Raw genomic sequence first — 24,078 nt, forward strand, 5'->3', positions numbered from 1 at the left:
GCCCTACTGCATGTGCGTGATCGATCCCCACGACGCCGACCAGGGTGCGCGCAGGTCGCACAGGGCGAGCGGGACGTCGCCGTTGACGACCGCGTTCGCGGTCGGGTCGCGGTGCGGCGGCAGGGGCGTGACCGTGCGGCAGAGCGCACCCGCCTCCGCGATCGGGCCGACGAGGATCGCCGCGGTCGCGGTGTCCGGGGGCGGGCCGAGGTAGGCGAACCCGCGGTGCGCGCTGTACACGGGCGGCAGCCCCGCGGCGGGCCCGTACACCTCGAGGGCGGCGGCGTACCAGTACGACCACGCGAGCACGGTCGTGCGCGCCTGCTGCTCGGGCGGCAGGGCGCGGTAGGCCGCGCCGGTGTCGGCGGCGAGGCTCTGCCAGCCGACCTGCCCCGCGGTGAGGAAGTCCCCGCGCTCGACGCGCCACGACGCCGGCCCCAGCGGCAGGGCGATCACGGCGACGACCAGCGCGGACGCGACGTAGGCGGGGACCGAGACCGTCCAGCCCCACCAGCGCGCCGGGCGCCGGTCCTGCAGCACGACCGCCCCGGCGGCGAGCAGGACCGCGGCCAGGCCCATGACGTAGTACGGGCGGCCGCCGGCGGCGATCATCACGGCCGTGGCGGCGACGGCGGCGATCCCGACCGCCCGCCAGGGCCGCAGGACCTCGGCGCGCAGCAGCCCCCACAGCCCCAGCCCCGCGAGGACGGCCCCCGGCACCAGCCCGACGTCCCAGGCGGCGAAGGGCAGGAAGCACCAGCGGTTGCCCGTCAGGCCGCCCTCGGCGGCGACCACCGCGCCCATGTGCAGCTGCGGCCAGCCGTGCGCCGCCTGCCAGAGCAGCGTCGGCACGGTCGACGCCGCGGCCAGCACCAGCGCGACCCACAGCGCCGGGCGCGCGAGCAGCCGGCGCGGCCCGGCCACGAGCACGCCGACCGCCAGGCCCGCGACCAGCACGGGCACGAGGAACTTGACGGACAGGGCCACCGCGAGCACCGGCGCCGCGGCCAGCAGGAGGCGGTCCTGCCCTGCGGCACGCAGCGCAGCGGAGCTGCCGCGCCGGAGGCGGGAGTCCGTGCGGATCCACCGCACGACCAGCCAGAGGAGCAGCGTCCACAGGAACGGGTCGAGCGTAGAGGTCGCCAGCAGGTGGCCGGTGGCGAGCAGGAACGGCGACATCGCGACCGCGGCGCCGGCGAGCAGCTGCGCGCGGCGCCGTCCGCCCATCTCGGCCGCGACGAGCGCGGTGACGACGACGTGCGCGGCGCTGGTCAGAGTGGCGGGCAGACGCAGGACGACGAGGTTGCCGGGTGCGAGCGCGTCGAGCCCCGCGGCGAGCCAGGGCACCAGCGGCGGCTGGTCGGCGTAGCCCCAGGCCAGGTGGCGCCCGGCGGCGACGAAGTACAGCTCGTCGCCGAACGCGCCGTACCAGGCGGAGGTGACCGCGTGGACGACCGCGACCACCCCGGCCAGCAGGAGCACCGGGCGCCACGCGACCCGGACGGTGCGCGGCGTCGCGTCGCCGGGCCGCGCGTCGGGCGCGGCCGGCGCGGCGACGGGCAGGGGGGCCGTGGTGGTCACCGGGGACCTCCGGCCGGGCCGCCGGGGGTGTAACCCATTCGAGCGACCCTAGAGGCCCGCGTCACACCGCCTTACCGCGGGTCCGGCGCCGGGAGCGGGGCCCCGCCCGATCGTGGTGCGAGACTGTCGGCGATGGAGCTGACGCAGGGGTGGTCGACGGTCGTGCCGCCGGAGATCGCCGAGCGCTACGAGCTCCGCGAGACCCGCAACGCCGCCGCCGTGCTCGCCGCGACGAGCCGCGAGGAGTTCGCCGAGGTCTGCGCGGTGCTCGCCGACTTCACCCTCACCACCGCCGACCTCGTCGAGGCCGGCGGCAACGAGTCCCGGCTCGCGGCCCGCCTCAACGCCGCCTTCCGCGGGCGTGGCTGGCGCGAGGGGCGCGTCGACACCGTGGTGACCTCCCGCCTGCAGGTGCAGCCGTGGGCGCCCGCCGGGGAGGTCGGCGTGACGGTGCGCGAGAGCGAGGTCGTCAACGAGGGCTACAAGGTCGACAACGTGAAGGGCCGGGTCGCGCTCGACGTCGAGTGGAACGCCAAGGACGGCAACCTCGACCGCGACATCGGCGCGTACCGCGCGCTCTACGACGCCGGCCTCATCGACGGCGCGGTGCTGCTCACCCGCACCCACGACGACCTGCGCGAGCTCGCCCGGGAGCTGACCCGCGCGGCCGGGGGCAGCGACGACGAGGTGCGCAGCAGGCTCTCGACCTCGACGACCACGCACCTGGGCAAGCTCGAGTCGCGCATGACGCGTGGCGACGCCGGCGGCTGCCCGCTGCTCGCCGTCGCGATCTCCCGCCGGTGCTGGGTGCCCGCCGACGGGGAGCGGGACCGGCCGGCGGCGCCCGCGCCGCTCATGCTGACCGACGAGTTCGTGCAGTGAGCGACGAGGACGACCCGGCGCTGTCGGGGTCCGGCGCTAGCGTCCCGCCCACCCCGATCCCGGCGAGGAGGCCCGAGACGATGACCCTGGCGGCGGACGCCGGCAGTGCGACGGACACCGACGGTGCGACACCCCGACGCCGCGCGGCTCCCCTGCGCGTGGACGCGACGCCCCTCGAGGAGGTCGCGCTCCCCCGGACGGCGGGCGGCTGGTCGTGCGTGTACGCCGACCCCCCGTGGCGGTTCACCAACCGCACCGGCAAGGTCGCGCCGGAGCACCGGCGGCTCGACCGCTACGACACGATGACCGCCGCCGAGATCGCGGCGCTGCCGGTCGCCGACGTCGTCTCGGCCAACGCGCACCTCTACCTCTGGGTGCCGAACGCCCTGCTGCCCGAGGGCCTCGCGGTGATGCAGGGCTGGGGCTTCCGGTACGTGAGCAACCTCGTGTGGGCCAAGCGCCGCAAGGACGGCGGGCCCGACGGGCGGGGCGTCGGGTTCTACTTCCGCAACGTCACCGAGCTGATCCTCTTCGGTGTGCGGGGGTCGCTGCGCACGCTCGAGCCGGGCCGCCGCCAGGTCAACATGATCGAGACGCGCAAGCGCGAGCACTCCCGCAAGCCCGAGGAGGCCTACGACCTCATCGAGGCGTGCTCGCCCGGCCCGTACCTCGAGATGTTCGCCCGCTACCCGCGTCCGGGCTGGTCGAGCTGGGGTGCCGAGTCGTCCGAGGACGTCGCCCCGCGGGGGCGTCAGTACCCCGCCTACAGGTAGTGCACGAGCGAACAGTTTTTCTCACGGTCGGTCACCGCAATGAGCCGACGGACGGACCTTGATCTCGTTCGCAGTACGCGTCCGACCGCTTGACTCAGCGGTAATCCCCGATAGTGGCGGCGCTCGGCCACGCGCTGTGATACTGCCTCCCATGGCGAAGACACCAGAGCTGGCGCGCAACCAGCGGGTGACGGGGGCGGAGCGCTCCAAGCTCGGCAGCGAGCTGCTCAAGCGGTACCAGAAGGGCGCCAGCATCCGGGAGATCTGCGCCGAGACCGGCTACAGCATCGGCCGGGTCCGCCGCCTGCTCGTGGACGCGGGCGTCGAGTTCCGCGGCCGTGGCGGCACGCAGGGCCGCAGTCGCAAGGACGGCGCGAAGAGCAGCAGCTAGCGCTGCCGGCGGCGGGCGAGCGCGTTGAACCCGCGCTTGAGCCCGACGTCGAGACGCGACCCCTCGGCGGGCATCAGGCCGATCTGCCGGGCGAACTGCAGCTGGTCGAAGACCACGAAGTTGCTCGCGATCACGCCGCCGGCCACGACGAAGTGGTCCATCCCGTCGAGGTCGACCGCCGCCCCGGTGGCCTCGAGGCCCTCCCACGCGGCCCCCGAGTGGTGACCCGCGAGCCGCCAGCGCAGGAACACCTCGCCCTCGTCGCGCGTGCCGTTCTCGGCCATGCCCTCGATCGTCATGGCGAGGTCGGGCACCGCCGCGAACACCCCGCGCCACCAGGCCACGAGGTCGTCGGCGCTGCGCACGGTGCGCGTCGGGAAGCGCGCGCGGATCGTCGGCGCGTACACCTGGCGCAGCGCCTCGGCGTCGTGCGCGTTGAGCACGTCGATCGTCCAGCGGATCAGTGCGCCCGGGGAGGCGTCGGTCGGCGGGGTCGGGCGGGGCGGGTCCGGGGCGGACGCGGAGCTCACGGCACGGGAGCGTAGAGGTCGCCCGCGCCGGGCACCTCCTCGTCCGTGACTCCCCCGAACGTCCCCCGAGGTGACCAGCCCCGATGAGCACTTCCCAGCTCGCCGCGCAGTGGGTGTCGGCGGTCGGCAGCGCCGGCTCCCTGCTCGGCTTCGCCGCCTACGTGTGGATCATGCTGCTCAACCGCAAGGACCAGGTCGAGGTCCGCCAGGAGCAGCAGGCCCAGGGCGTCACGGCCTGGCTCGACGAGGGCCGGCGGCACGACCGCGACGAGGACTACGTGCTCTGCGTCCACAACGGCGGCGACTCGCCGGTGTTCCAGGTGCGCTGCCTGTTCAGCCTGCCCTCCAGCGAGGAGCAGCACAGCATCTCGATGGCGCTGCTCCCGCCGGCCAGCGACGAGATCCACTCGCTGCCCTTCGGCGCTGACGAGGTCAGCCGCGAGGAGCTGTACTCGGCGCCCGCCGTCCCGGAGATGCGGTTCACCGACTCCCACGGCACCCACTGGGGCCGCGACGGCAACGGCCAGCTGCACCGGCTCGACCGCCGCGGCGTCCGCCGCAAGCCGTCCTCGGACCGCGGCGAGGACGGGGCACGCGACGACTCCGAGTGGGAGCAGGCGCACCGCGAGCGCGCCGACGCACCCCGCGAGGGCGCGTCCCAGGGCTCGGCGTCCCAGGACGACAGCCGCGACCACGCCGCCAGCCGGAGCTAGACGCGCTCCGGCGCTCCTCAGAGCAGGGTGAGGATCCGCGGCCCGTCGTCGGTGATCGCGACGGTGTGCTCGGCGTGCGCCGCGCGGCTGCCGTCGGCGGTCCGCAGGGTCCACCCGTCGTCGTCGTGGAAGTAGTCGTCACCGCCGCCGGCGTGCAGCATCGGCTCGATCGCGATGACCATCCCGGCGCGCAGCTTCATGCCCCGCCCGGCGCGGCCCTCGTTGGGCACGTGCGGTGACTCGTGCATGGCGCGCCCGATGCCGTGGCCGCCGTGGTCGGCGAGCATCCCGTAGCCGGCGGCGCGGGCGACCCCGCTGATCGCCGCGCCGAGGTCGCCGAGGCGCGCCCCAGGCCGTGCCGCGGCGATCCCGGCCTCCAGCGAGCGCTCGGTGGTGGCGATGAGGTCGAGGTCCGCCGGGTCGGGCTCGGCGCCGACGACCGCGCTGAACGCCGCGTCGCCGCACCACCCGTCGAGGAACGCGCCGCAGTCGATGCTCAGCAGGTCGCCCTCGGCGAGCCGGTACGGCCCGGGGATCGCGTGCACCACCGCGTCGTTGACGCTCGCGCAGATCACGCCCGGGAACGGCGAGGGCGCGAAGTGCGGGTGGTAGTCGAGGAACGCGGGAACGGCGCCCGCGTCGGTCATGACGTCGTGGGCGACGCCGTCGAGCTCCTCGAGCGAGACGCCCGGTGCCGCCGCGGTGCGGACGGCGTCGAGGCAGCGGGCGACCACCCGGCCCGCCTCCCGCATGGCGTCCACCTCGCCGGAGGTCTTGAGCTCGATCTCGGCACGGCGCAACATGCCCCGACCCTAGACACCGGGCTCCTGACCACCGGGAATGACACCGGTGTAGTTCGTCCCCAGTGTGGACAACAGCTGTGGACAGCTAGCGGGGAGCAGGGTGGAAGTCGTACTCCGTGGGGTCGAGGCGGGACACCGCGCGGACGTACTGCTCCATGTACTTCGGCCAGTTGGCGACGATCCGTCCGGACTCGTCGCGGTACCAGGAGTCGCACTGCGTCCACGCCGTGCCCTCGAACTCGGCCTGCAGGCGCCGGTCGAACGCCTGCTCCACGTCGCGCCGCACCTCCAGCGCCGCCGCCTTCCGCCGCGCGGTCTCCTCGAGGGCCTGCCGCACGTAGGCGACCTGCGCCTCGAGGAACACGATGATCGAGCCGCCCGAGGTGTTGGTGTTCGGCCCGTACAGCACGAACAGCGACGGGAAGCCCGGCACCGTCATCCCCAGGTGGGCGTGGGCGCCGTCGCCCCACTCCTCCTCCAGGGTCCGGCCACCGCGGCCGACGATGTCCATGGGGAACATGAACTCGGTGGTCTTGAACCCGGTGCCCCAGATCAGGACGTCGGCGGGGTGGTGGCGGCCGTCCTCGGTGCGCACGCCGTCCGCCTCGATCCCGGTGACCCGGTCGGTGACGAGCTCGACGTTCTCGCGCTCCAGCGCGGGCAGGTAGTGCGAGCTGAACAGGATGCGCTTGCAGCCGAACGTGTAGTCCGGCCAGGCCTTGCGGCGGACCTCCGGGGTGCGCAGCTGGCGGCGCATGAACAGCGTCGAGTAGATGCGCCCGAGCCGCCCGACGGTGTTCGGGTGCCGGATCATCAGCGTCAGCGACTCGAGGTAGCCCTTGAGGAAGAAGCGCCGGGCGCGCATGACGCCGGGCAGGATGCTGAACAGCCGCCGCAGTGCCGGCGGGTAGTACCGGTTCTTGCGCGGGAAGAACCAGTTGCCGCTGCGCTGGAAGACGGTCATCCTGCCGACCTCGGGGGCGATGGCCGGCACGAACTGCACCGCGCTCGCCCCGGTGCCGACCACGGCGACGCGCTTGCCCTCGAGGTCGACGTCGTGGTCCCAGCGCGCGGAGTGCATCTGCGGGCCGGCGAAGTCGTCGGCGCCGGGGATCGAGGGGATCGCCGGGGTGTTCAGCTGGCCGGTCGCCAGCAGGACGGCGTCGGCGTCCCAGCTCCGGCCGTCCTCGGCCTCGACGGTCCAGGTCATCGTGGCCTCGTCGAGCCGGACGGCCGACACGCGCACCGAGGGCACGAACACCTCCTCGAGCCCGTACTCCTTGGCGACGCCCTGGAGGTACTCGAGGATCTCCGGCTGCGGCGAGCACAACCGCGACCAGTCGCTGCGCTGGGCGAACGAGAACGAGTACAGGTGGCTCGGGACGTCGCAGGCCGCGCCCGGGTAGCTGTTGTAGTACCAGGTGCCCCCGACCTCCGGCGCGCTGTCGAGGATCACGACGTCGGTGATCCCGTGGCTGCGCATCTCGATGGCCGCGGCGATCCCGCCGAAGCCCGCGCCCACGATCACCACCCGGCTGCCGCGCGCCGCGTCGCGTGCCGTGCCCGTCTCGTTGCGTCCCGTCACGGGCCGGACGGTATCCGTTCCGCGCCGCTTTTGGCAGGCTGCCAACGTGGACGTCACCCCAGCTCGGCACCCCCACCGGGTGCTGGCGGGCGTGGTCCGGCGCTACCAGGCCTACGACGAGGTGTCGCCCGTCGTGCCGCTGCGCCGGCGGGAGGCGCCCCACGGCGCGTGCACGCTGATCCTCTCGTGGGCCGACCCGCTCGAGATGACCGGTCCCGGCGGCCGCTCCCGCGCGGCGGCGTTCCTCGCGGGCATGCACGACGGCGCCGTCGTCACGGCGTTCGCCGGGCACCAGCAGGGCATCCAGGTCGACCTCACGCCGCTCGGGGTGCTGCGGCTGCTCGACCGGCCGACGTCGGCGCTGACCAACCACATCGCCCCGCTCGACGCCCTCGACGCCCCGGCGCTCGCCGCGCTGCCCGAGCGCCTCGCCCACACCGCGAGGTGGGCGGACCGCCACGCGCTGGTCGACGCCACGCTCGCCGGCCTCCTCGACCGCTCGCGCACCCGGCCCGACCCCGAGGTCGCCCACGCCTGGGGCCGCCTGACGCGGGCCCGCGGGCGGGTGGCCGTGGCGACGCTGGCCGCGGAGACCGGCTGGAGCCGTCGGCACCTGCTCACCCGGTTCCGCGACCAGATCGGGCTGGCGCCGACCACCGCCGGGCGCGTGCTGCGCTTCCGGGAGGCCGCGACGCTGCTCGCCGCCGACGACCCCGGCAGCATCGCCGACGTCGCCGCGAGCTGCGGCTTCGCCGACCACTCGCACCTCGTGCGCGAGTTCCGCGACCTCGCCGGGTGCACGCCCAGCCGGTACCTCCACGAGCTCCGGCACGGCTTCCCGGACGTCCAAGACGCCGCGGCGGGGGACTCCTAATCTCGCCCGCATGAGCGTCCACCCCACCCTGCGCTATCGCGACCCCGACGCCGCGATCACCTTCCTGCGCGACGCCCTCGGCTTCACCGTGGCCGCCGCCCACCGCGACGACGCCGGCACCGTGCAGCACGCCGAGCTCGTCCAGAACGGCGGCGCGGTCCTCGTCGGGCCGCGGCGCGAGGGCGACCGCTTCGCGACCGGACGGGCCGTCGTCTACGTCGCCGTCGACGACGTGGACGCCCACCACGACCGGGCGGCGGCCGCGGGGGCCACGATCATCATGGGCCTGACCGACCAGGACTACGGCTCGCGGGAGTACGCCGCGGTCGACGCCGAGGACAACGTCTGGAGCTTCGGCACGTACCGGCCCGCCACCTAGGTCGGGCACCCTGAGGGCGTGGGCACCCTCATCCTCGTGCTGCTCGGCATCCTGCTCGTGCTGGCGATCCTCTCCGCGGCGCTGACGGTGGTCGAGCGCCGCCGCCGACGGGCCGGGCACGACCCGCGGCTGCGCGCCGACCGGGACCTCCCGCCGGCCTGACCGTCACGCGATCCACGGCGGCACCACCGGGTCGCGCCCGGGCCCGGAGGCGGTGTCGTCCCCCGGTCCGGTGACGACGGCCTCGAGGCCGAGCGCGGCGTCGGCGTGGATGCGCCGCAGCACGCCGGCCGGCAGCACGACCGTGTCCCCGGGACCCAGGTCCACGACCTCGCTCCCGATCGCGACCCGCACCCCACCCGCGGTCACCAAGCAGGCGGCCGGGAAGACCGTCGACGTGCTCGCCGCGCGGGGCTACGTGGAGCGCGCCGGCGACCCGGCCGACGCGCGCCGCCGGCTCGTCGTCCTCACCCCGCGCGGCCACGAGCTGCTCGCGCTGTCCGGCGAGATCCTCGAACGGCTGCGCGCCGAGCGGGCCGCCCGGGTGGGCCCGGAGCGCTTCGCGGCCTTCCAGGACGGGTTGCGCGCGCTCACCGACGACGGCGCGGGTCCCTTCGCGGCAGCGGCCTGGTTCGTCTCGTCGTGAGCGCCGGAACGCCCGACGGATGGCTTCCGCGCGCCCGCCACCGGGTCTAGCTTCACGCGCGTCGGGGCCCGACTCGTCGATCCACGGAGCACCTCATGGGCGTCACCCTGAACCCCTACCTGCACTTCGACGGCGAGGCGGCCGACGCCATCGCCTTCTACGCCGAGGTCCTCGGCGGCACCACGAACGTCATGACCTTCGGGCAGATGGGCATGGAGGGCCCGGACGCGGACAAGGTCATGCACGGCCAGCTCGAGACCGACAGCGGCATCACGCTGATGGTCTCGGACATGCCGCCCGGGGAGGCCCGCCAGCGCGGCAACGACATCACCATCTCGCTCTCCGGCGACGACGAGCCGACGCTGCGCGGCTGGTACGAGCAGCTGTCCGCGAGCGGCACGGTCGGGACGCCGCTGGAGAAGCAGATGTGGGGCGACCTCTACGGCGACTGCACCGACCGGTTCGGCATCCGCTGGCTGGTGAACATCGCCGGCTCCGGCTGAGTCAGCTGCTGCCGGTCGCCGTCTTCGCGACCTTGGCGGGGGCCTTCGCCGCGGTCTTCGCCGGGGCCTTGGCCGGCGCCTTCGCGGCGGTCTTCGTCGCGGTGCGCGCGGTCGACGCCGCGGTCGCGGTCGTGTCCTCCACGGTGTCGTCGACGGTGCTCACGGTGTCGTCCACCGTGCCCTGCGCCGTATCGCCGGCCGCGGACACCGCGTCCTCCTCGTCGGCCTCGTCGTCGTCCTCGTCGTCGCTCTCGGCCTTGCCCTCAGCCTTGCCCTCGGCCTTGCCCCGGATCGACCACGACAGCTCGAGCTCGAGCTCCACCTCGTCGCCGTCGATCTCCACCTCGATGTCGACGTCGATGTCGTCGGCGAGCGGCAGCGTGAGCACCGGCCCGGACAGCGACAGCTCCGCCGAGCCGCCCTCGCGGATGGCGTCGGCGAGGTCGGCGAGCCAGTCCGCGACCTCCTCGCGCGACAGCGTCACCTCGTGCTCGACCTTGACCTCGCCCATCGCGCCGTCCCTCCGTCGGGACGCGGCCGGTGCCGCGCCTGCCCCCGTCCACCTTCCCAGGAAATCCAGGACAGGAGACCGCTGTCGAGGACGGCGATCTCGCGCAGGGCCATCAGGAACCGTTCCGCGGCCGCCGAGCGGACGGTGCGGCGGCACCACCGCGGTGGGCGCGAGCCGACGCCGAGGGTCACAGCGACATGCGGGTGACCCGGCGCGGGTGCAGCACGATCCGGCGCAGGTTCTCCTCCTTCGCGTACAGCGCGACCAGCTCACGGTGCTCGGGCGTCGTCAGGTCGTCCCAGTAGCGCTCGGAGAGCCGCAGAGCGAGGTCGGCCGCGCCGTCGGGGTGCAGGGTCACGTCCGCCTCGACCGAGACCCAGGCCTCCGTCTCGGTGGCCGGGGCGACGACGACGAACGAGGCCTGCGGGTCGGCGGTCAGGCGGCGGACCTTGAGCGCGTCCGCCATCGAGAACAGCTGCAGGTCGTCCCCGGGCGTGCGCTCGAACCACACCGGGCGCGGCGCCGGGAGGCGGTCGCGGCCGGGCGGGATCGTCAGCAGCCCGTGCAGCGGCCGGTCGAGCAGCGCGCGGTCGGAGTCGGTGAACATCGGGTCCTCTCTCAGGGTCGGGTCCAGGCGCCGAGCGCGGCCTGCTCGAGCGCCCAGTCGGTGAAGGAACGCGCCGGGCGTCCGAGGAGCCGGGGCACGTCATCGCTCGTGCTCGCGAGGTGTCCCTCTCCCATGATCGCGAACAGGCCACCGAGCTCGCCGACCCCGAACTCGCCGACGCCGGCGGCCCGCAGCTCGGCGGCGTACGCGTCGGGGGTCAGGGCCTCGTAGCGGATGTCCCGCCCGGTGGCGGCGGCCAGCACGTCCACGGCCTGCTCGAAGGTCAGCACGGCGGGGCCGGTCAGCTCGTAGGTCCGGCCCTCGTGCCCGCCCTCGGTGAGCACCCGGGCGGCCACCGCGGCGACGTCGCCGAGGTCGACGAACGCGTCCCCGACGTGCTCGGCGGGCAGCGCGAGCCGGCCCGCGGTCACCCCGGGCGCGAAGGCGTCCTCGGTGAACCCCTGGGCGAAGTTCGACGCCCGCAGGATCGTGCCGCGCCCGGTCGCGGCGACCGCCTGCTCCCCCACGACCATCGCGCCGCCGAACCGCCCGTCGAAGTGCTCGAGCCCGCGCCCGGAGATCATGGCGATCCGCTGCACGCCGGCGGCGAGCGCGGCGTCGACGAACGGGCCGATCGGGTCCGGCGCGCCGTCGGGGGCCACGAGGTAGAGCGCGTCCGCGCCGTCGACGACACCCGGCCACGTCGCGGGCTCGTGCCAGTCGAACCGGACGGGCCCGCGCCGCCCGGCGACCCGGACGTGGTGGCCGGCCACGCGCAGCGCCGCAGCGATCCGGCGGCCCGACTTGCCGTTCCCGGCCAGCACGGTGATGTCCTCAGCCATGGGTTCCACGGTGTCCGGTTCCGGCCGCGATGCCCATCCGCGCGGCTCTACGACACCTACGCGAGCGTCTAGCCTCGGGGGCGTGGAGACCGTCGACGGACTGCTCGGCCCGGTCCACGTCGGCGAGCCGGAGTTCGCCGTCGAACGCCTCGGCCCCGGTCCGACGTTCGTCGGCAGCGGCGACCGGTGGGGCCTCGTCGCGGTCGCCCGCGGGCGGGTCCGACTGCTCGGCACGACGCTCGCGCCCGGGGACGCCGTGCTCACTCGCGGCCGCGGCGACCTCCCCGCCGAGGGCCTGGACGACGACACGACGCTGCTCGTGACCCGGTTCGCCCTGCACGGCACCGGCAACCGGATGCTCGCGCTGCCCGACGACGTCGTGGTCCACGCCGACTCCGAGTTCTGCCGCCTGCTCATCGAACGGCTCGCCGACCAGTTCTGCGCGTCCCCAGACACCGACGTCGTCTCCGAGCGCCTGCTCGACTGGCTCGTGACCTGCACCGTGCGCGACGTGCTCACCGCGGCGGCGCCGGCCGGCACGGTCACCGACCCGGACGTGTCCGCCGCCCTGACCGCCGTCCACGAGGACCCCGCGCGGGCCTGGACGGTCGAGGGCCTCGCGCGGCACACGGGCGTGGGCCGCGCGGCGTTCGCGCGCCGGTTCCGCGAGGCCGTCGGCACCTCGCCCCTGTCCTACGTCCGCGAGCACCGCCTCGACGTGGCCGAGCGGGCCCTGATCACGGAGCCCGAGGTCACCGTCGCCGCGGTCGCCCGCCGGGTCGGCTACGCGAACCCGTTCAGCTTCAGCGCCGCCTTCCGCCGCCACCGCGGCCTCACCCCCAGCGAGGTCCGCCACCGCCCCTCGGCGCCGAGGGACGGTGACGGGGCGCTGGCGGCGGACTGATCAGCGGCCGGCGCAGAGGTCGTCGCGGTTCGCGACCCGGTAGCGCGGGGTCGCGAGGGACTCGGCGGTGACGCCCTCCGCCGCCGTGGCCACGACGAACGGCGAGTTCCGGTAGATGTCGACGACCACGGGCGCCGTGCCGCCGCTCGGGGCGTCGATCGTGCCGGTCTACTTCACGCTGCAGGCGTCCTGCGAGTGCAGCGTCAGGCCCGTGCCGCCCCAGCCGCGGACCAGCGAGGTCTCGAAGGACGCCGACGACCCGGTGTAGCGGTAGAAGATGAAGATCGACCCGTCGCCGGGACCGCTGCAGGTCATGCCCTCGCTGCTGGAGGCGATCTGCTCCCCCGGCCCCACCGGCGTGCAGGTGCCGTTGCCGGCGAACATGCTGTTGAGCGTGTAGTGGCTCGCCGGGACCGGGGCGGGCGCCGGGGTGGGCGGCACGGGCGCGGTGGACACGCCCTTCGCCATGACCGCGACCGCCGCGACGATCCCGCCGAGCAGCACCACGCTGAGGATCACCGCGATGAGCGCCGTCCTGCCGCGGGAGCCGGGCGGGCCCGGCGGCATCGGCGGCATCGGCGGCATCGGGGGGACGGCGCCGGGGAACGGCGGCGGGCCCCAGCCCTGGGCGCCCGGCGGCGGGTACCCGAGCCCCGCCGGCGGGGTCGCCGGGTGGCGGGGGTCGGGCACGTACCCGTACGGCGGCACCGGCGCCCCGGGGGGCGGCCCCATCGGCCGGGGCGCGGGTCCACCGCCGTGCGGGAAGTCGCGGACATCGGTCATGGTCGGTCCTCCGGATCGGGCCGGTCGTGCTGCCGTCTGTGCTGCGTTAGTGCTGCGTTCGTGCTGCTCAGAGCCTGGTCCGGCGCCCCGCGGGGAACGATCGGGCAAACCCTCGGCCCCCGCGGGCGCACCCCCGCGGGCGCGAGGGGAGAACCCCACCGGTCATGAGGCCGACCTTCTGGGATCAGTGGCGGATCGCATCGACGGAGCGAGGTCAACGCCAGGACCAGCCGTGATCCTGGTGATGTCCGTCACGAGAGCGAGGCCACCCATGACCAGTCCGCAGCCGCTGCCGGCGTACGTCCGCGATCGTCTGCACGAACGACTCGCGCTCGGACCCGTCGTGTGCGGCGAGGGCTATCTGTTCGAGCTCGAGCGGCGCGGCTACCTGCAGGCCGGGGCGTTCGTGCCGGAGGTGGTCCTCGAGCATCCCGAGGAGGTCGCCGCGCTGCACCGTCAGTTCGTGCACGCCGGCTCCGACGTCGTCGAGGCGTTCACGTACTACGCGCACCGCGAGAAGCTGCGCGTGATCGGCAAGGACGGGATCCTCGAGCCGCTCAACCGCCAGGCGCTCGAGATCGCGCGCGGGGTCGCCGACACCACCGGCACCCTGCTGGCCGGCAACATCTGCAACACCGGCGTCTACGACCCGGCCGACCCGGCGACGCACGCCGCGGTGCGCGAGATGTTCACTGAGCAGGTGGGCTGGGCCGCGGAGGCCGGCGCCGACTACGTCATCGGCGAGACGTTCCGCTACCTCGGCGAGGCCCGGATCGCCCTCGAGGTGATCCGCGCGGCGGAGCTGCCCGCGGTGATCCTGCTCGTGGCCGGCGCCGAGCCGGAGACCCGCGACGGCGTGGACATCACCGAGGCGTGCCGCGAGCTGGCCGCCCTCGGCGCCGACGTCGTCGGGCTCAACTGCGTGCGCGGACCGGCCACGATGCTGCCGCTGCTGGGCCCGATCGCGGCCGCGGTGGACGTCCCGGTCGCCGCGCTGCCGGTGCCCTACCGCACCACCCCGGAACAGCCGACGTTCCATGCGCTGCGGGACCCGGGCCCGACGCCGCTGCCCGAGGACCTGCCCTTCCCGACCGCGCTCGACCCGTTCACCTGCCACCGCTACGAGATCGCCGACTTCACCCGCCGGGCCCGCGCCGCCGGCGTGCGCTACTTCGGCCTGTGCTGCGGCGCCGCTCCGCACCACCTGCGGGCGATGGCCGAGACGCTGGGACGCACCCCGCCGGCGAGCCGGTATTCGCCCGACATGTCCAAGCACGTCTACCTCGGGGCGGACACCCGGCTGCGCGCGGCCAACCAGGCGTACCGCACCTCGTTGTAGGTCGTCGCCCGAGCGCTAGCGTGACTCGATTCCAGTGGCTTCACGGACCAGGCCACGGGGAGGTGAGTGCCGTGAGCGCGCCAGTCACGAGGTGGTGGGACGTGCCCGTGGTCGGCTGGTCCGACGCTGGGCCGTCACCCCAGAAGCGGGGCCGCGCCACCCGTCACACCCTGCTGCTCGAGGCGGCGCGCGCCTTCGACGAGCGCGGGTACGACGCCGCGTCGCTCTCGGACATCCTCGCGGCGTCCGGACGCACCAAGGGCGCCATGTACTTCCACTTCCGCTCCAAGGAGCAGATGGCGACCGAGCTCGTGGCGGAGGTCGTCGCCTCGTGGGAGCAGGTCCGCGCGGCGATCGCGGCGCGCGGGCTCGACCCGCTGCGCACGCTGCTCGTCGAGACCGACGCCTACGTCGGCCGGTGGACCCACGATGTCGTGGTGCGCGGCGGGAGCCGGGCGATGACCGGCACGACCCACTTCGCCGACCAGCACCGGGCCTGGTACGGCGACTGGGCGCGCTCGACCGCCGCCCAGCTGCGCGCCGCGCTCGAGCAGGGCCTCCTGCGCCCCGCGACCGACCCGGACCGGGTCAGCAGGCTCGTGGTGGCGGCGTCCTGCGGCCACCGGTCGTTCGCCGAGACCGTCGTCGGCTCGCCGACCCACTTCGAGCGGATGACCGACACCTGGCTGGGGATCCTGCCCGTCGTCGCGACCGACGCGTGGCTCGCCGAGGTCCTGGAGTCGGACTGGGAGAAGCGCTGCGCCCCCGACGCGGCGGTCTTCGCGCGGGCCCGGGGGTCGTGACCCGGCTCCTCCGGGCGTGGCCCGCGGCCTGGGGCGCGCTGCTCGGCGCGGGGCTCTTCCTCGGCGCCCGGCACGCGATGCCCGACGACGCGATGATCTCCCTGTCGTTCGCCCGCAACCTGGCCGAGCACGGGCAGTGGGCGCTCACGACGGGCATCGAGTCGAACACCGCGACCTCGCCGCTCAACGTCGCGCTGCTCGCCGGCCTGCACGTGCTCACCGGGCACCGCGCGATCGTCGCGGCCGGGCTCCTGCTGTGCCTGTGCCTCGCGGTCACCGCCACCTGGCTGCACCGGCTGGGCGGGGCGCCGGCGGCCGCGCTCGGGCCGGCCCTGCTGGCGACGTCGCCGGTGCTCACCTCGGCGGTCGGGCTCGAGTCGTTCCTGTGCGCGGCCGTGCTCGTCGGGCTGGTGCGCTACGGCGCCGACGGGCGGTGGGTCGCGACGGGCGTGCTCGTCGGGGCCTCGGTCCTGGCGCGGCCGGACCTGCTGATCGCGGCCGTGGTCGCCGTCGGGGTCCTCGGACTCGCGGTCGACCGCCGGCTCTTCCTGGCCCTGCCGCTCGGCGCGCTGGTCGCCCTGCCCTGGGTGCTGTTCTCGTGGTGGCACTTCGGGTCGGCGTGGGCGCACTCGGTCGCCGTGAAGTGGGTGCACGGCGCCTGGAGCGGCTGGACCCTGACGATGCCGGGCTACTGGTGGCCCCGGTTCGGGTGGGCGACGATCGCCGTCGCCGTCACCCTCGCGCTCGGTGTCCTGGCGGTGCTCGTCGCGCTGCGCCGCCGCCGGTGGCCGGCGGTGGCGCTCGGGGCCGGCGGCGCGGCGCACCTCGGGGCGCTGGCGAGCGCCGAGACACCACCCATCGAGTACTACCTGACGCCCGCGATCGCGGGCCTGGGCCTGGCGCTCGTGCTGGTCGCGGCGCCGTCGCGGGCGGTCGCCGTCCCGGGGCTCCTCGTCGCCGGCTGCGTCGCCGGATCGGTCGCCCACGGGTCGCTGTGGTCCGAGGGCCTGGCACCGATGCGGCAGAACATGGCGACCGCCGCCGAGTACGCCGCGATCGCCCGCGACCTGCCCACCGACGGCGTCGTGCTCAGCAACGAGATCGGCTCGCTCGCCTTCGCCTGCCAGGACCGGGGCTGCACCGTGGTCGACCCGGTGCTGTCCGACCCGGGCCGGGTCGACGCGTCGATCGCCCGGTGGCGCGCCCTCCACCCGGCCTTCGAGCTGAACTACCGCCACTACGCGGCGCCCCCACCGATCCCGGTGCGCTACCGCCTGGAGGTCGGGCTCCCCGAGCCGGGCCGGGGCCGCTGGCCGGTGACCCGCACGCCGACCCGCCACGGGTGGGCGCAGCTGGTCACCGAGCCGGATCCGAGGGCGGCCGGCTGACGGCGATCCCGCCGAGCAGCGCGTCGACGAGCCGTGCGGGCATCCCGGGCTCGATCGGCTCGCGGGTGAGGAGCACCCGGAAGTGCACGGGGCTCACGAGCATCTCGATCGCCAGGCGGGGGTCGACGGTGTCCGGGAGCTCGCCGCGCTCGACCGCGCGGACCACGATCTGCATCGAGCCCCCGGCGCGCGCGGCCCAGTAGCGGTCGCGGGCCTCGCGCATCGCGGGGTCGTCGCCGGCGGCCGCCAGGGTGTGCTCGAGCGCGTGCCCCGTGGGCGTCGCGAGGAACGCCGCGAGGTCGGTGGCGTAGGCGACGAGGTCGTCGCGCAGGCTGCCGGTGTCGGGCACCGTGAGCGCCCCGGTGGCCTCGAGCAGCGCGTCGATCAGCAGGTTCTCGCGGGTGCCCCAGCGCCGGTAGATCGACGTCTCGTGCACCCCGGCCCGCGCGGCGACGTCGGCGACCTTGAGCCCCTCGAGGCCGTGGGCCGCCAGCAGCTCGAGCGCGGCGTCGAGGACCGCCGCCCGGACGCGTGCCGACCGGCCACCGGGACGCCGCCGTACCTCCGCCTCGGCCATCCCGGGCACTCTAACGCAAGCCCTCTTGCTTTTCGGCTCGGGCCGGGTCGACACTCCTTAAGGCCAGTCGGCTGGACTCAAGGAGCACCCGATGCAGATCGATCGCGACGTCGCGGTCCCCGTACGCGACGGATCCACCCTCGTCGTCGACGTCTTCCGGCCCGACGGCGCGGCGCCGTCCCCGGTGATCGCGTCGATCAGCCCGTACGGCAAGGACGTGCACTGGCCGGAGCGCTACCCGCTCTACGACGTCGTGCCGAACAACGAGCACATGGTCTGGGAGACGCCGGACCCCGAGTGGTGGACCGCGCGGGGCTACGCCCTGCTGCGCGCCGACACCCGCGGCACCGGCGCGTCACCGGGCCGGCTGGACCTCTACGGCCCGCAGGACGCCGAGGACTTCTACGACGTCGTGGAGTGGGCGGCCGAGCAGCCCTGGTGCACCGGCAAGGTCGCCTCGAGCGGCATCTCCTGGCTGGCGATGATGGGCTGGCGGGTCGCCGCGCTGCAGCCGCCGCACCTGGCCGCGGTGATCGCCTGGGAGGGCTCGACCGACTTCTACCGCGAGTGCGCCTACCAGGGCGGCCTCTACACCCACGGGTTCATCGAGTTCTGGTGGGCGCGCCAGATCGAGCCGCAGCGCACCGGGTCGGACGGGGACGACTGGCGCACGGTGCTCCCGCAGCACCCGCTGCTCGACGACTACCACCGCGCGCGCACCACCGACCTCGACCGCGTCACCGTGCCCGTGCTCTCCGCCGCCAACTGGGGCGCGCTGCACCTGCACCTGCGCGGGAACATCGAGGGCTGGCGCCGCGCCGCGTCGGACGACAAGTGGCTCGTGGTGCACACCGGCACCCACATCGACCCCTACTACGCCGACTGGGCCCTGGAGCTGCAGGAACGGTTCCTCGCCCGCTACCTCCAGGACCGGCCCGACGCCATGGACGGCGTCCCCCCGGTGCAGCTCGCCGTCCGCCACGGCCGCGACGTCGTCTGGCGCGACGCCCCCGACTTCCCGCTGCCGGACACGCGTTGGCGCGAGCTGTACCTGGGCGAGAAGGACCTCGACTGGACGCCGCCGAGCGCGGCCGCCGAGGTCGGCTACCCCGCGAGCTTCGAGACCGCGCCGGCCACCGAGACCCTCGAGCTGACCGGGCCGGTCGCGCTGCGGCTGTGGCTCTCGGCGGACCAGGACGACGTGGACGTCCTCGCCCGCGTGCAGCACCTCGACGTCGACGGCAACCCGATCCCCGGGGTCGGGCCGCAGGGCGGGCCGGTGCCGATGGCGATGGGGTGGCTGCGGGCCTCGCACCGCGCGACCGATCCGGAGCGCTCGCTGCCGTACCGGCCGTGGCACCCCCACGACCGCGCCGTCCCGCTCACCCCGGGGGAGCCGACCCTGCTTGAGGTGGAGATCTGGCCGACGAGCATCACCCTCGCGCCGGGCGAGCGGCTGCGCCTGGAGCTCGTGGCCGAGGACGGCGACCTGGCGATGATGGCCCACGACCACCCGGACCTGCGCCGGCCCGCGACCGGCGCGACGATCCACGTCGGCGGCGAGCACGCCTCGCACCTCCTCGTGCCCGTGATCCCGGGATGAGCCCGCCGGGGTCGGCTGGACCGAGATGGGCGAGGTCGCCGCCCACATGTGAGTCCCTGGCGCGCTCAGGCGGCCAGGTGGAACGTGCGGGCGAAGCGGCCGAGGAGGTCGCCGGGCCCGTGCCGGACCTCGACGACCCCGGTCGCGATGGCGCGGTCCGGGGCGAGCTCGCCGGAGAGGACCCGGTGGATGCCCGGGCCGGCGGTGAAGGCGAGGTCGACCGGCCCGTCGCCGCGCGTCACGTCGAGGGCCGGGCCGTCGACCCGGACGAGCAGGTCGGCGGGGCCGAGCCGCGCCGCGTAGGCGGTCGCGGGCAGGGTCGCCGCGACCTGCGGCCGGAAGGCGGTGCGCAGCGACATCGTCATCGCGTCCGGGGTGAGGATCTGCTCCTCCCGGGGGTCGCCCATGGCTTTGGAGCCCCAGGCCCCGAGCGCGAGCACGACCGGCTCGAGCTCGCGGCCGTAGTCGGTGAGCTCGTAGACGACGACCCGCGAGCGCGGCGCCCGCCGGATGACGCCCGCCGCCTGCAGCTCCTTGAGCCGCGCCGCGAGGATGTTGCTGGGGATCCGGGGCAGCCCCGCGGCGAGCTCGCCGTTGCGGCGGGGCCCGACGAGCAGGTCGCGGACGATGAGCATCGCCCAGCGCTCGCCCACGAGCTCCAGGGCCCGCGTGACGCCGTCGTACTGCCCGTACTCGCGAGGGGCCACCGGCCTCAGCCCTGCCGGCTCGCGACGGCCTCGGGTCCCTGCTCGGCGGCGACCGGGTCCATCCACCCGAACTCGAGGACGTTGCCGTCGGGGTCGGTGAGCTGGCGCTGGTACATGAAGCCGTAGTCCGCGGCGGGACGTGCCTCCGAGCCGCCCGCGGCGAGGCCGTCCGCGACGCTCGTGTCGACCTCCTCGCGGCTGCCCATGAAGAGCGCCACCGCCACCGACGGGTTCACGGCGTTGTCGCCGATGGGCAGGTCGGTGAAGGTCTGGAAGAAGTCGCGGGTGAGGAGCATGAAGGCGCTGTGGTCCTGCTCGACGACGACGCAGGCCGCGTTGTGGTCGGTGAAGGTCGGGTTGATGGTGAACCCGATCGCCGTGTAGAAGGCCTTCGCGCGGTCGAGGTCGGTGACGGGCAGGTTGACGAACATCGCGGTCGCGGGCATCGGGGGCTCCCTCTCGCCGGTCGGTGGAGAGCCCGACACTTGCGAAAAACAAGTGAACCGTCAAGACCCTCGCGGCCGGGGCAGCACGAGCGGGGTCCCGGTGAGCGGGTCCTCGATCACCAGGGCGTCGACGCCGAACACCGCGGCGACGATCTCCTCGGTGACGACCTCGCCCGGCGCGCCCTCGGCGACGATCCGCCCGTCGTGCATCGCGATCACGTGGTGGGCGTAGCGCGCGGCCAGCTCGAGGTCGTGCAGCACCATCACCACGGTCCGGCCGTCGTCGGCGTTGATCGCCCGGAGCACCTCGAGCACGTCGAGCTGGTGGGCGAGGTCGAGGAACGACGTCGGCTCGTCGAGCAGCATCGTCTCGGCCCCCTGGGCGAGCACCAGCGCGATCCACGCCCGCTGGCGCTGACCGCCGGAGAGCTCGGCGACCGGCCGCTCGGCGAGGTCCGCGAGCCCGGTGGCGGCGAGCGCCGCGGTCACCGCCGCCTCGTCGTCGGCCGACCACTGCCGGAACCACCGCTGGTGCGGATGACGCCCCCGGCCGACCAGGTCGGCGACGGTGATGCCGTCGGGCGTCACCGGCGACTGCGGCAGGACACCGATGCGCCGGGCGACCTCGAGCGCGGGCAGCCGGGCGAGCTCGGCGTCGTCGAGGAGCACCCGCCCGCCGGACGGGCGCAGCAGCCCGGCCAGGCCCCGCAGCAGCGTGGACTTGCCGCACGCGTTCGGTCCGACGATCGCGGTGATCCGCCCGGCGGGCAGCCGGACGTCCTGCCCGTCGACGACGAGGCGGTCCGCGCCGTACCCGAGGCGCAGGTCCCGCCCGGAGAGGGTCATCCGCTCGCCCCGACCCGGTTCGCGCGCACGAGCAGCGCGATCAGCACCGGCGCGCCGACCAGCGCCGTCAGCACCCCGACCGGCAGCTCGCGGGGCGCGAACGCCGTGCGCGCGACGAGGTCGGTGGCGACCACGACCAGCGCGCCGACCGCCGCCGACGGCAGCAGGCCGGGGCCGCGCCCGCCGAGCAGCCGGCGCACGATCTGCGGCGCGACGAGCGCGACGAACCCGACCGGTCCCGCCGCGGCGGTGGCGAGCGCGGACAGGCCGACCGCGCACCCCAGCAGGGTCGCCCGGGTGCGCGCGATCCGGGGCGAGAGCACCTGCGCGAGGTCGTCGCCCAGCTCCAGCAGCGCGAGGTGCCGGGAGAGCACCAGCGCCACGGGCAGCAGCAGGCCGACGGCCACCGCCACCGGGACGACGTCGCCCCAGCCCCGCCCGGTCAGGCTCCCGACCAGCCACACCGCGGCCTGGTAGGCGGCGTTCACGTCGGCGCGGCCGAGCATGAACGTGGCCGCGGCGCTGAGCATCGCGGCGACCCCGATGCCGACGAGCACCAGGCGGTAGCCCGAGAAGCCGCGCCGGTGGGCCAGGGCGAACACCGCCACGGTGGCGAGCGCGGCGCCGAGCAGCGCCCCGGCGGTGACCCCGGGCGCCGCGGCGCCGCCGAGGATCGCCAGCACGGCCCCGGCCGAGGCGCCGGCGTTGATGCCGATGACGTCGGGGCTGACCAGCGGGTTGCGCGCGGTGCGCTGCAGCACCGCGCCGGCCGTCCCGAACGCCGCGCCGACGAGCAGGCCCGCGACCGCCCGGGGCAGCCGGTCGAGCACGACGATGTCGTAGGTGACGGCCGTGCCGTGGCCGGCCAGCGTCCCGACGACGGTCGCGGGGGACATCGGGTACTGCCCGACCCCGACGCCGGCGAGCGCCACCGCGGCCGCGGCGACGCCGGCGAGCAGGCCGACCGTCAGGCCCCGGGCCCGGAGGCGGACCGAGAACCCGCCGCGGCGCAGGACGATCACAGCACGGCCACCTTCCGGGTGCGGACCAGGTGCAGGAAGAACGGCGCGCCGACGACGGCGGCGGTGACGCCGATCTGGACCTCCTCGGGCGCGATGACGACCCGCCCGAGCACGTCGGCGAGCAGCACCACACCCGCCGCGAGCAGCGCCGCGAGGACGAGCACGCGGCGGTGGGCGGTGCCGACGAGCGCGCGCGCCGCGTGCGGGGCGACCAGGCCCACGAAGGCGACCGGCCCGGCGACCGCGGTGGCCGTCCCCGCGAGCACGACGAGGGCGGCCAGGCCCAGCGCCCGCGTCGTCCCCGGGCGCGCGCCCAGCGCGTGCGCCGTGTCGTCGCCGAGGGCGGCGGCGTCGAGGCGGCGCACGAGCGCGATCGCGAGCACGACGCCGACCACGGCGAACGGCACCGCCTGCGCCACCGTGGCCAGGTCGGCGCGGGCCAGCGAGCCGAGGATCCAGTACCGGTAGCGCACGAACAGGTCGCGGTCGAGCAGGACGATCGCCGAGACGGCGGAGGTGATCAGCGCCGAGACCGCCGCGCCGGCCAGCGCCAGCTTGATCGGGGTGGCGCCGTCGCGTCCCGCGGTGCCGATCGCGTACACCGCCACGGTGGCGAGCGCGCCGCCGGCGAACCCGAACCAGACGTAGCCGCCGAGCGCGCCGATCCCCGTCAGCGACATCGCCGCGATCATCGCCCCGGCCGCGCCCGCGCTCACCCCGAGCGTCCCCGGCCCCGCCAGGGGGTTGCGGGTGACGCCCTGGGCGACGCACCCGGCCAGGCCCAGGCACGCGCCGGCCACCAGGCCCGCCAGCGTCCGCGGCACCCGCACGTGGCGCACGACGATGTCCGGCGGGCGCCCGCCGAAGTGCCAGAGCCCGCCGTGCAGCTCGCTCCACGACAGCGGCCGGGTGCCGATCTTGAGCGAGGCCACGCCCGCCACGGCGACGAGGACGACGGCCAGGGTGATCGCCGTGCCGGCACCGGGCGAGGTCCGCCGGGGACCCGTCGCCGCGACGGCGACCGTCACCCCGGGTGGACCAGGCCCGCGACCTGCTCCGCCGCGTACGGCGCGCGGACGCCGGCGGCGCGGTCCTCGAAGAGGAACGGGTACACCCGCCCCTCCTGGACCGCGCGGACGCCGCCCAGCGCCGGATCGGCGCGGATCTGCGCGACGTCCGCCGCGCCGTCGGGGCCGATGGTCGCGGGGTCGCAGCAGGTGGAGGTGAGGATGACGTCGGGGTTGCGGGCGGCCAGCTCCTCCTTGCCGACCGCGACGTGGCGCCGCTCGGTGAGATCGGCGAACGCGTTCTGCGCGCCGGCCATGGCCAGGACCTGGGTGCCGAAGTCGATGCCCGAGGCGACCCGGTAGCTGCCGTCGTCGTCGTTGAGCAGGATCGCCACCCGCGGCGCGGGCCGGCCCGCCACGCGCTGCGCCACGCCGTCCACCCGCGCCCGCAGGTCGGCGACGACCGCGTCGGCCCGGTCGGGCACGGCGAACAGGCGCCCGAGCCCCCGCAGGTCGTCGTAGACCGTGTCCATCGAGACCCGCGCCGGGTCGATCGCCTCGTCCGACAGCCCGTCCTGCGTGGGGCACAGCGGCGCGTTGATCCAGGTGGCGATGCCCAGCCGGCCGAGGTCTGCCCGGGTGCTGATGCTCTCCGACCCGCCGGTGGCGAAGGCGTTGTTGAACCCGGCGAGCACGAAGTCGGGGTCCGTCGCGAGCAGCGCCTCGCGGGAGGGCAGGTCGGGCAGGTTCGGCACGCGGGCCTGCGCCTCGGCGTGCCGGGGCAGCACGGGCGCGCCGTGGTACGAGGTGCCGACGAGGCGGTCGGAGAGCCCGAGCGCGTGGATCGCCTCGGCGGCCGGCTGGTAGAGCGCGTACACACGCTCGGGCGGCGCCGGGACGCTGACCGGGAGGCCGCAGTTGACCTCGGTGATCCCGCCCGGGCCCGCGGCCTCCGGTGCGGGACGCCCGCCGCACGCGGCGAGGACCACGGCACCCACCGCGACCACGGCCGCCCACCGCATCCGACGGGGAA

31 protein-coding genes are annotated in these 24,078 nt (G+C 75.2%); 14 read left to right on the plus strand and 17 right to left on the minus strand.

Annotated elements, in window-relative coordinates; translation table 11 throughout:
• Positions 1-3 precede the first annotated feature (3 nt).
• Entirely contained in the window at positions 4-1,581 is a 1,578-nt protein-coding gene (locus tag WCD58_RS24825) for an ArnT family glycosyltransferase (protein ID WP_337705776.1), read from the minus strand.
• A gap of 132 nt (positions 1,582-1,713) precedes the next feature.
• Here WCD58_RS24825 and WCD58_RS24830 point away from each other — a divergent pair, with 132 nt between their 5' ends.
• The 3 genes from WCD58_RS24830 (at position 1,714) to WCD58_RS24840 (ending at position 3,627) form a co-directional block, all read left to right on the plus strand.
• Positions 1,714-2,463, plus strand: a complete 750-nt coding sequence (locus WCD58_RS24830) for a BglII/BstYI family type II restriction endonuclease (RefSeq protein WP_337705777.1) — start codon at positions 1,714-1,716, stop codon at positions 2,461-2,463.
• 80 nt (positions 2,464-2,543) lie between these two features.
• A complete protein-coding gene (locus tag WCD58_RS24835; RefSeq protein WP_337705778.1) occupies positions 2,544-3,236 on the plus strand; it encodes an MT-A70 family methyltransferase in 693 nt (230 codons plus the stop codon).
• 151 nt (positions 3,237-3,387) lie between these two features.
• Positions 3,388-3,627: a helix-turn-helix domain-containing protein gene (locus WCD58_RS24840; RefSeq protein WP_337705779.1), complete on the plus strand. Its 240-nt coding sequence runs from the start codon at positions 3,388-3,390 to the stop codon at positions 3,625-3,627.
• Here WCD58_RS24840 and WCD58_RS24845 read toward each other — a convergent pair.
• Positions 3,624-4,157 (minus strand): ester cyclase, encoded by a 534-nt coding sequence (locus WCD58_RS24845; RefSeq protein ID WP_337705780.1) that lies wholly within the window; start codon positions 4,155-4,157, stop codon positions 3,624-3,626. The two genes, WCD58_RS24840 and WCD58_RS24845, sit on opposite strands and share 4 nt — an antisense overlap.
• An 83-nt stretch (positions 4,158-4,240) precedes the next feature.
• Between WCD58_RS24845 and WCD58_RS24850 the strand changes: the two genes are divergently transcribed.
• Positions 4,241-4,870, plus strand: a complete 630-nt coding sequence (locus WCD58_RS24850; RefSeq protein WP_337705781.1) for a hypothetical protein — start codon at positions 4,241-4,243, stop codon at positions 4,868-4,870.
• 17 nt (positions 4,871-4,887) lie between these two features.
• On the opposite strand, the gene map is transcribed toward WCD58_RS24850, so the two are convergent.
• Together map and WCD58_RS24860 are read right to left on the minus strand one after the other, a co-directional pair.
• The gene (map, locus tag WCD58_RS24855; protein ID WP_337705782.1) at positions 4,888-5,673 is read right to left on the minus strand and encodes a type I methionyl aminopeptidase; all 786 of its coding nucleotides are present in this window, start codon (positions 5,671-5,673) and stop codon (positions 4,888-4,890) included.
• Between the two features lie 85 nt (positions 5,674-5,758).
• Positions 5,759-7,258 (minus strand): flavin-containing monooxygenase, encoded by a 1,500-nt coding sequence (locus WCD58_RS24860; RefSeq protein WP_337705783.1) that lies wholly within the window; start codon positions 7,256-7,258, stop codon positions 5,759-5,761.
• 46 nt (positions 7,259-7,304) lie between these two features.
• On the opposite strand from WCD58_RS24860, the gene WCD58_RS24865 reads away from it, so the two are divergent.
• Genes WCD58_RS24865 through WCD58_RS24875 form a run of 3 tightly spaced genes read left to right on the plus strand, consistent with a single transcriptional unit; the run spans position 7,305 to position 8,673 of the window.
• Positions 7,305-8,132 (plus strand): AraC family transcriptional regulator, encoded by an 828-nt coding sequence (locus WCD58_RS24865; RefSeq protein ID WP_337705784.1) that lies wholly within the window; start codon positions 7,305-7,307, stop codon positions 8,130-8,132.
• 10 nt (positions 8,133-8,142) lie between these two features.
• Positions 8,143-8,511, plus strand: coding sequence for a VOC family protein (locus WCD58_RS24870; RefSeq protein ID WP_337705785.1), 369 nt, complete (start codon positions 8,143-8,145; stop codon positions 8,509-8,511).
• Between the two features lie 18 nt (positions 8,512-8,529).
• Positions 8,530-8,673 (plus strand): hypothetical protein, encoded by a 144-nt coding sequence (locus WCD58_RS24875; protein ID WP_337705786.1) that lies wholly within the window; start codon positions 8,530-8,532, stop codon positions 8,671-8,673.
• 3 nt (positions 8,674-8,676) lie between these two features.
• On the opposite strand, the gene WCD58_RS24880 is transcribed toward WCD58_RS24875, so the two are convergent.
• Positions 8,677-8,838, minus strand: coding sequence for a hypothetical protein (locus WCD58_RS24880; protein ID WP_337705787.1), 162 nt, complete (start codon positions 8,836-8,838; stop codon positions 8,677-8,679).
• Between WCD58_RS24880 and WCD58_RS24885 the strand changes: the two genes are divergently transcribed.
• Entirely contained in the window at positions 8,816-9,157 is a 342-nt protein-coding gene (locus WCD58_RS24885) for a MarR family winged helix-turn-helix transcriptional regulator (protein WP_337705788.1), read from the plus strand. The two genes, WCD58_RS24880 and WCD58_RS24885, sit on opposite strands and share 23 nt — an antisense overlap.
• Positions 9,158-9,252: 95 nt before the next feature.
• Positions 9,253-9,660: a VOC family protein gene (locus tag WCD58_RS24890; protein ID WP_337705789.1), complete on the plus strand. Its 408-nt coding sequence runs from the start codon at positions 9,253-9,255 to the stop codon at positions 9,658-9,660.
• Position 9,661: 1 nt separating this feature from the next.
• Here WCD58_RS24890 and WCD58_RS24895 read toward each other — a convergent pair whose 3' ends face one another.
• The 3 genes from WCD58_RS24895 to WCD58_RS24905 all read right to left on the minus strand — a co-directional run bounded on the left by WCD58_RS24895 (position 9,662) and on the right by WCD58_RS24905 (position 11,620).
• Entirely contained in the window at positions 9,662-10,171 is a 510-nt protein-coding gene (locus tag WCD58_RS24895) for an amphi-Trp domain-containing protein (RefSeq protein ID WP_337705790.1), read from the minus strand.
• Between the two features lie 187 nt (positions 10,172-10,358).
• Positions 10,359-10,778: a pyridoxamine 5'-phosphate oxidase family protein gene (locus WCD58_RS24900; RefSeq protein WP_337705791.1), complete on the minus strand. Its 420-nt coding sequence runs from the start codon at positions 10,776-10,778 to the stop codon at positions 10,359-10,361.
• Between the two features lie 11 nt (positions 10,779-10,789).
• On the minus strand, positions 10,790-11,620 hold the full coding sequence (locus tag WCD58_RS24905) for a Rossmann-fold NAD(P)-binding domain-containing protein (protein ID WP_337705792.1): 831 nt from the start codon (positions 11,618-11,620) through the stop codon (positions 10,790-10,792).
• Between the two features lie 82 nt (positions 11,621-11,702).
• On the opposite strand from WCD58_RS24905, the gene WCD58_RS24910 reads away from it, so the two are divergent.
• Positions 11,703-12,524: an AraC family transcriptional regulator gene (locus WCD58_RS24910; protein ID WP_337705793.1), complete on the plus strand. Its 822-nt coding sequence runs from the start codon at positions 11,703-11,705 to the stop codon at positions 12,522-12,524.
• On the opposite strand, the gene WCD58_RS24915 is transcribed toward WCD58_RS24910, so the two are convergent.
• Together WCD58_RS24915 and WCD58_RS24920 are read right to left on the minus strand one after the other, a co-directional pair.
• Positions 12,525-12,653, minus strand: a complete 129-nt coding sequence (locus WCD58_RS24915; RefSeq protein WP_337705794.1) for a hypothetical protein — start codon at positions 12,651-12,653, stop codon at positions 12,525-12,527.
• A gap of 39 nt (positions 12,654-12,692) precedes the next feature.
• Positions 12,693-13,307, minus strand: a complete 615-nt coding sequence (locus WCD58_RS24920) for a hypothetical protein (RefSeq protein WP_337705795.1) — start codon at positions 13,305-13,307, stop codon at positions 12,693-12,695.
• A 271-nt stretch (positions 13,308-13,578) separates the two neighbouring features.
• Here WCD58_RS24920 and WCD58_RS24925 point away from each other — a divergent pair, with 271 nt between their 5' ends.
• From WCD58_RS24925 to WCD58_RS24935, 3 genes are all read left to right on the plus strand, one after another.
• On the plus strand, positions 13,579-14,646 hold the full coding sequence (locus WCD58_RS24925) for a homocysteine S-methyltransferase family protein (RefSeq protein WP_337705796.1): 1,068 nt from the start codon (positions 13,579-13,581) through the stop codon (positions 14,644-14,646).
• Positions 14,647-14,717: 71 nt separating this feature from the next.
• Positions 14,718-15,449 (plus strand): TetR family transcriptional regulator, encoded by a 732-nt coding sequence (locus WCD58_RS24930; RefSeq protein ID WP_337705797.1) that lies wholly within the window; start codon positions 14,718-14,720, stop codon positions 15,447-15,449.
• Positions 15,446-16,837, plus strand: a complete 1,392-nt coding sequence (locus WCD58_RS24935) for a hypothetical protein (RefSeq protein ID WP_337705798.1) — start codon at positions 15,446-15,448, stop codon at positions 16,835-16,837. The genes WCD58_RS24930 and WCD58_RS24935 overlap by 4 nt, the downstream gene beginning before the upstream one ends.
• Here WCD58_RS24935 and WCD58_RS24940 read toward each other — a convergent pair.
• Complete coding sequence (locus WCD58_RS24940) at positions 16,806-17,414, minus strand: TetR-like C-terminal domain-containing protein (protein ID WP_337705799.1); 609 nt, start codon at positions 17,412-17,414, stop codon at positions 16,806-16,808. The two genes, WCD58_RS24935 and WCD58_RS24940, sit on opposite strands and share 32 nt — an antisense overlap.
• A gap of 91 nt (positions 17,415-17,505) precedes the next feature.
• Here WCD58_RS24940 and WCD58_RS24945 point away from each other — a divergent pair, with 91 nt between their 5' ends.
• Positions 17,506-19,017 (plus strand): CocE/NonD family hydrolase, encoded by a 1,512-nt coding sequence (locus WCD58_RS24945; protein WP_337705800.1) that lies wholly within the window; start codon positions 17,506-17,508, stop codon positions 19,015-19,017.
• 65 nt (positions 19,018-19,082) lie between these two features.
• Here WCD58_RS24945 and WCD58_RS24950 read toward each other — a convergent pair whose 3' ends face one another.
• Genes WCD58_RS24950 through WCD58_RS24975 form a run of 6 tightly spaced genes read right to left on the minus strand, consistent with a single transcriptional unit; the run spans position 19,083 to position 24,052 of the window.
• The gene (locus tag WCD58_RS24950) at positions 19,083-19,724 is read right to left on the minus strand and encodes a winged helix-turn-helix transcriptional regulator (RefSeq protein WP_337705801.1); all 642 of its coding nucleotides are present in this window, start codon (positions 19,722-19,724) and stop codon (positions 19,083-19,085) included.
• A gap of 5 nt (positions 19,725-19,729) precedes the next feature.
• Entirely contained in the window at positions 19,730-20,170 is a 441-nt protein-coding gene (locus WCD58_RS24955) for a VOC family protein (protein WP_337705802.1), read from the minus strand.
• A gap of 60 nt (positions 20,171-20,230) precedes the next feature.
• Complete coding sequence (locus WCD58_RS24960) at positions 20,231-21,016, minus strand: ABC transporter ATP-binding protein (protein WP_337705803.1); 786 nt, start codon at positions 21,014-21,016, stop codon at positions 20,231-20,233.
• On the minus strand, positions 21,013-22,038 hold the full coding sequence (locus tag WCD58_RS24965) for a FecCD family ABC transporter permease (protein WP_337705804.1): 1,026 nt from the start codon (positions 22,036-22,038) through the stop codon (positions 21,013-21,015). Before WCD58_RS24965 ends, WCD58_RS24960 begins: the two co-directional genes overlap by 4 nt.
• Positions 22,035-23,066: a FecCD family ABC transporter permease gene (locus WCD58_RS24970; protein WP_337705805.1), complete on the minus strand. Its 1,032-nt coding sequence runs from the start codon at positions 23,064-23,066 to the stop codon at positions 22,035-22,037. The genes WCD58_RS24965 and WCD58_RS24970 overlap by 4 nt, the downstream gene beginning before the upstream one ends.
• Positions 23,063-24,052, minus strand: a complete 990-nt coding sequence (locus WCD58_RS24975; RefSeq protein ID WP_337705806.1) for an ABC transporter substrate-binding protein — start codon at positions 24,050-24,052, stop codon at positions 23,063-23,065. The genes WCD58_RS24970 and WCD58_RS24975 overlap by 4 nt, the downstream gene beginning before the upstream one ends.
• Positions 24,053-24,078: the final 26 nt, after the last annotated feature.

The sequence above is a fragment of the Actinomycetospora flava genome (assembly GCF_037400335.1).
Lineage (GTDB): Bacteria > Actinomycetota > Actinomycetes > Mycobacteriales > Pseudonocardiaceae > Actinomycetospora > Actinomycetospora flava.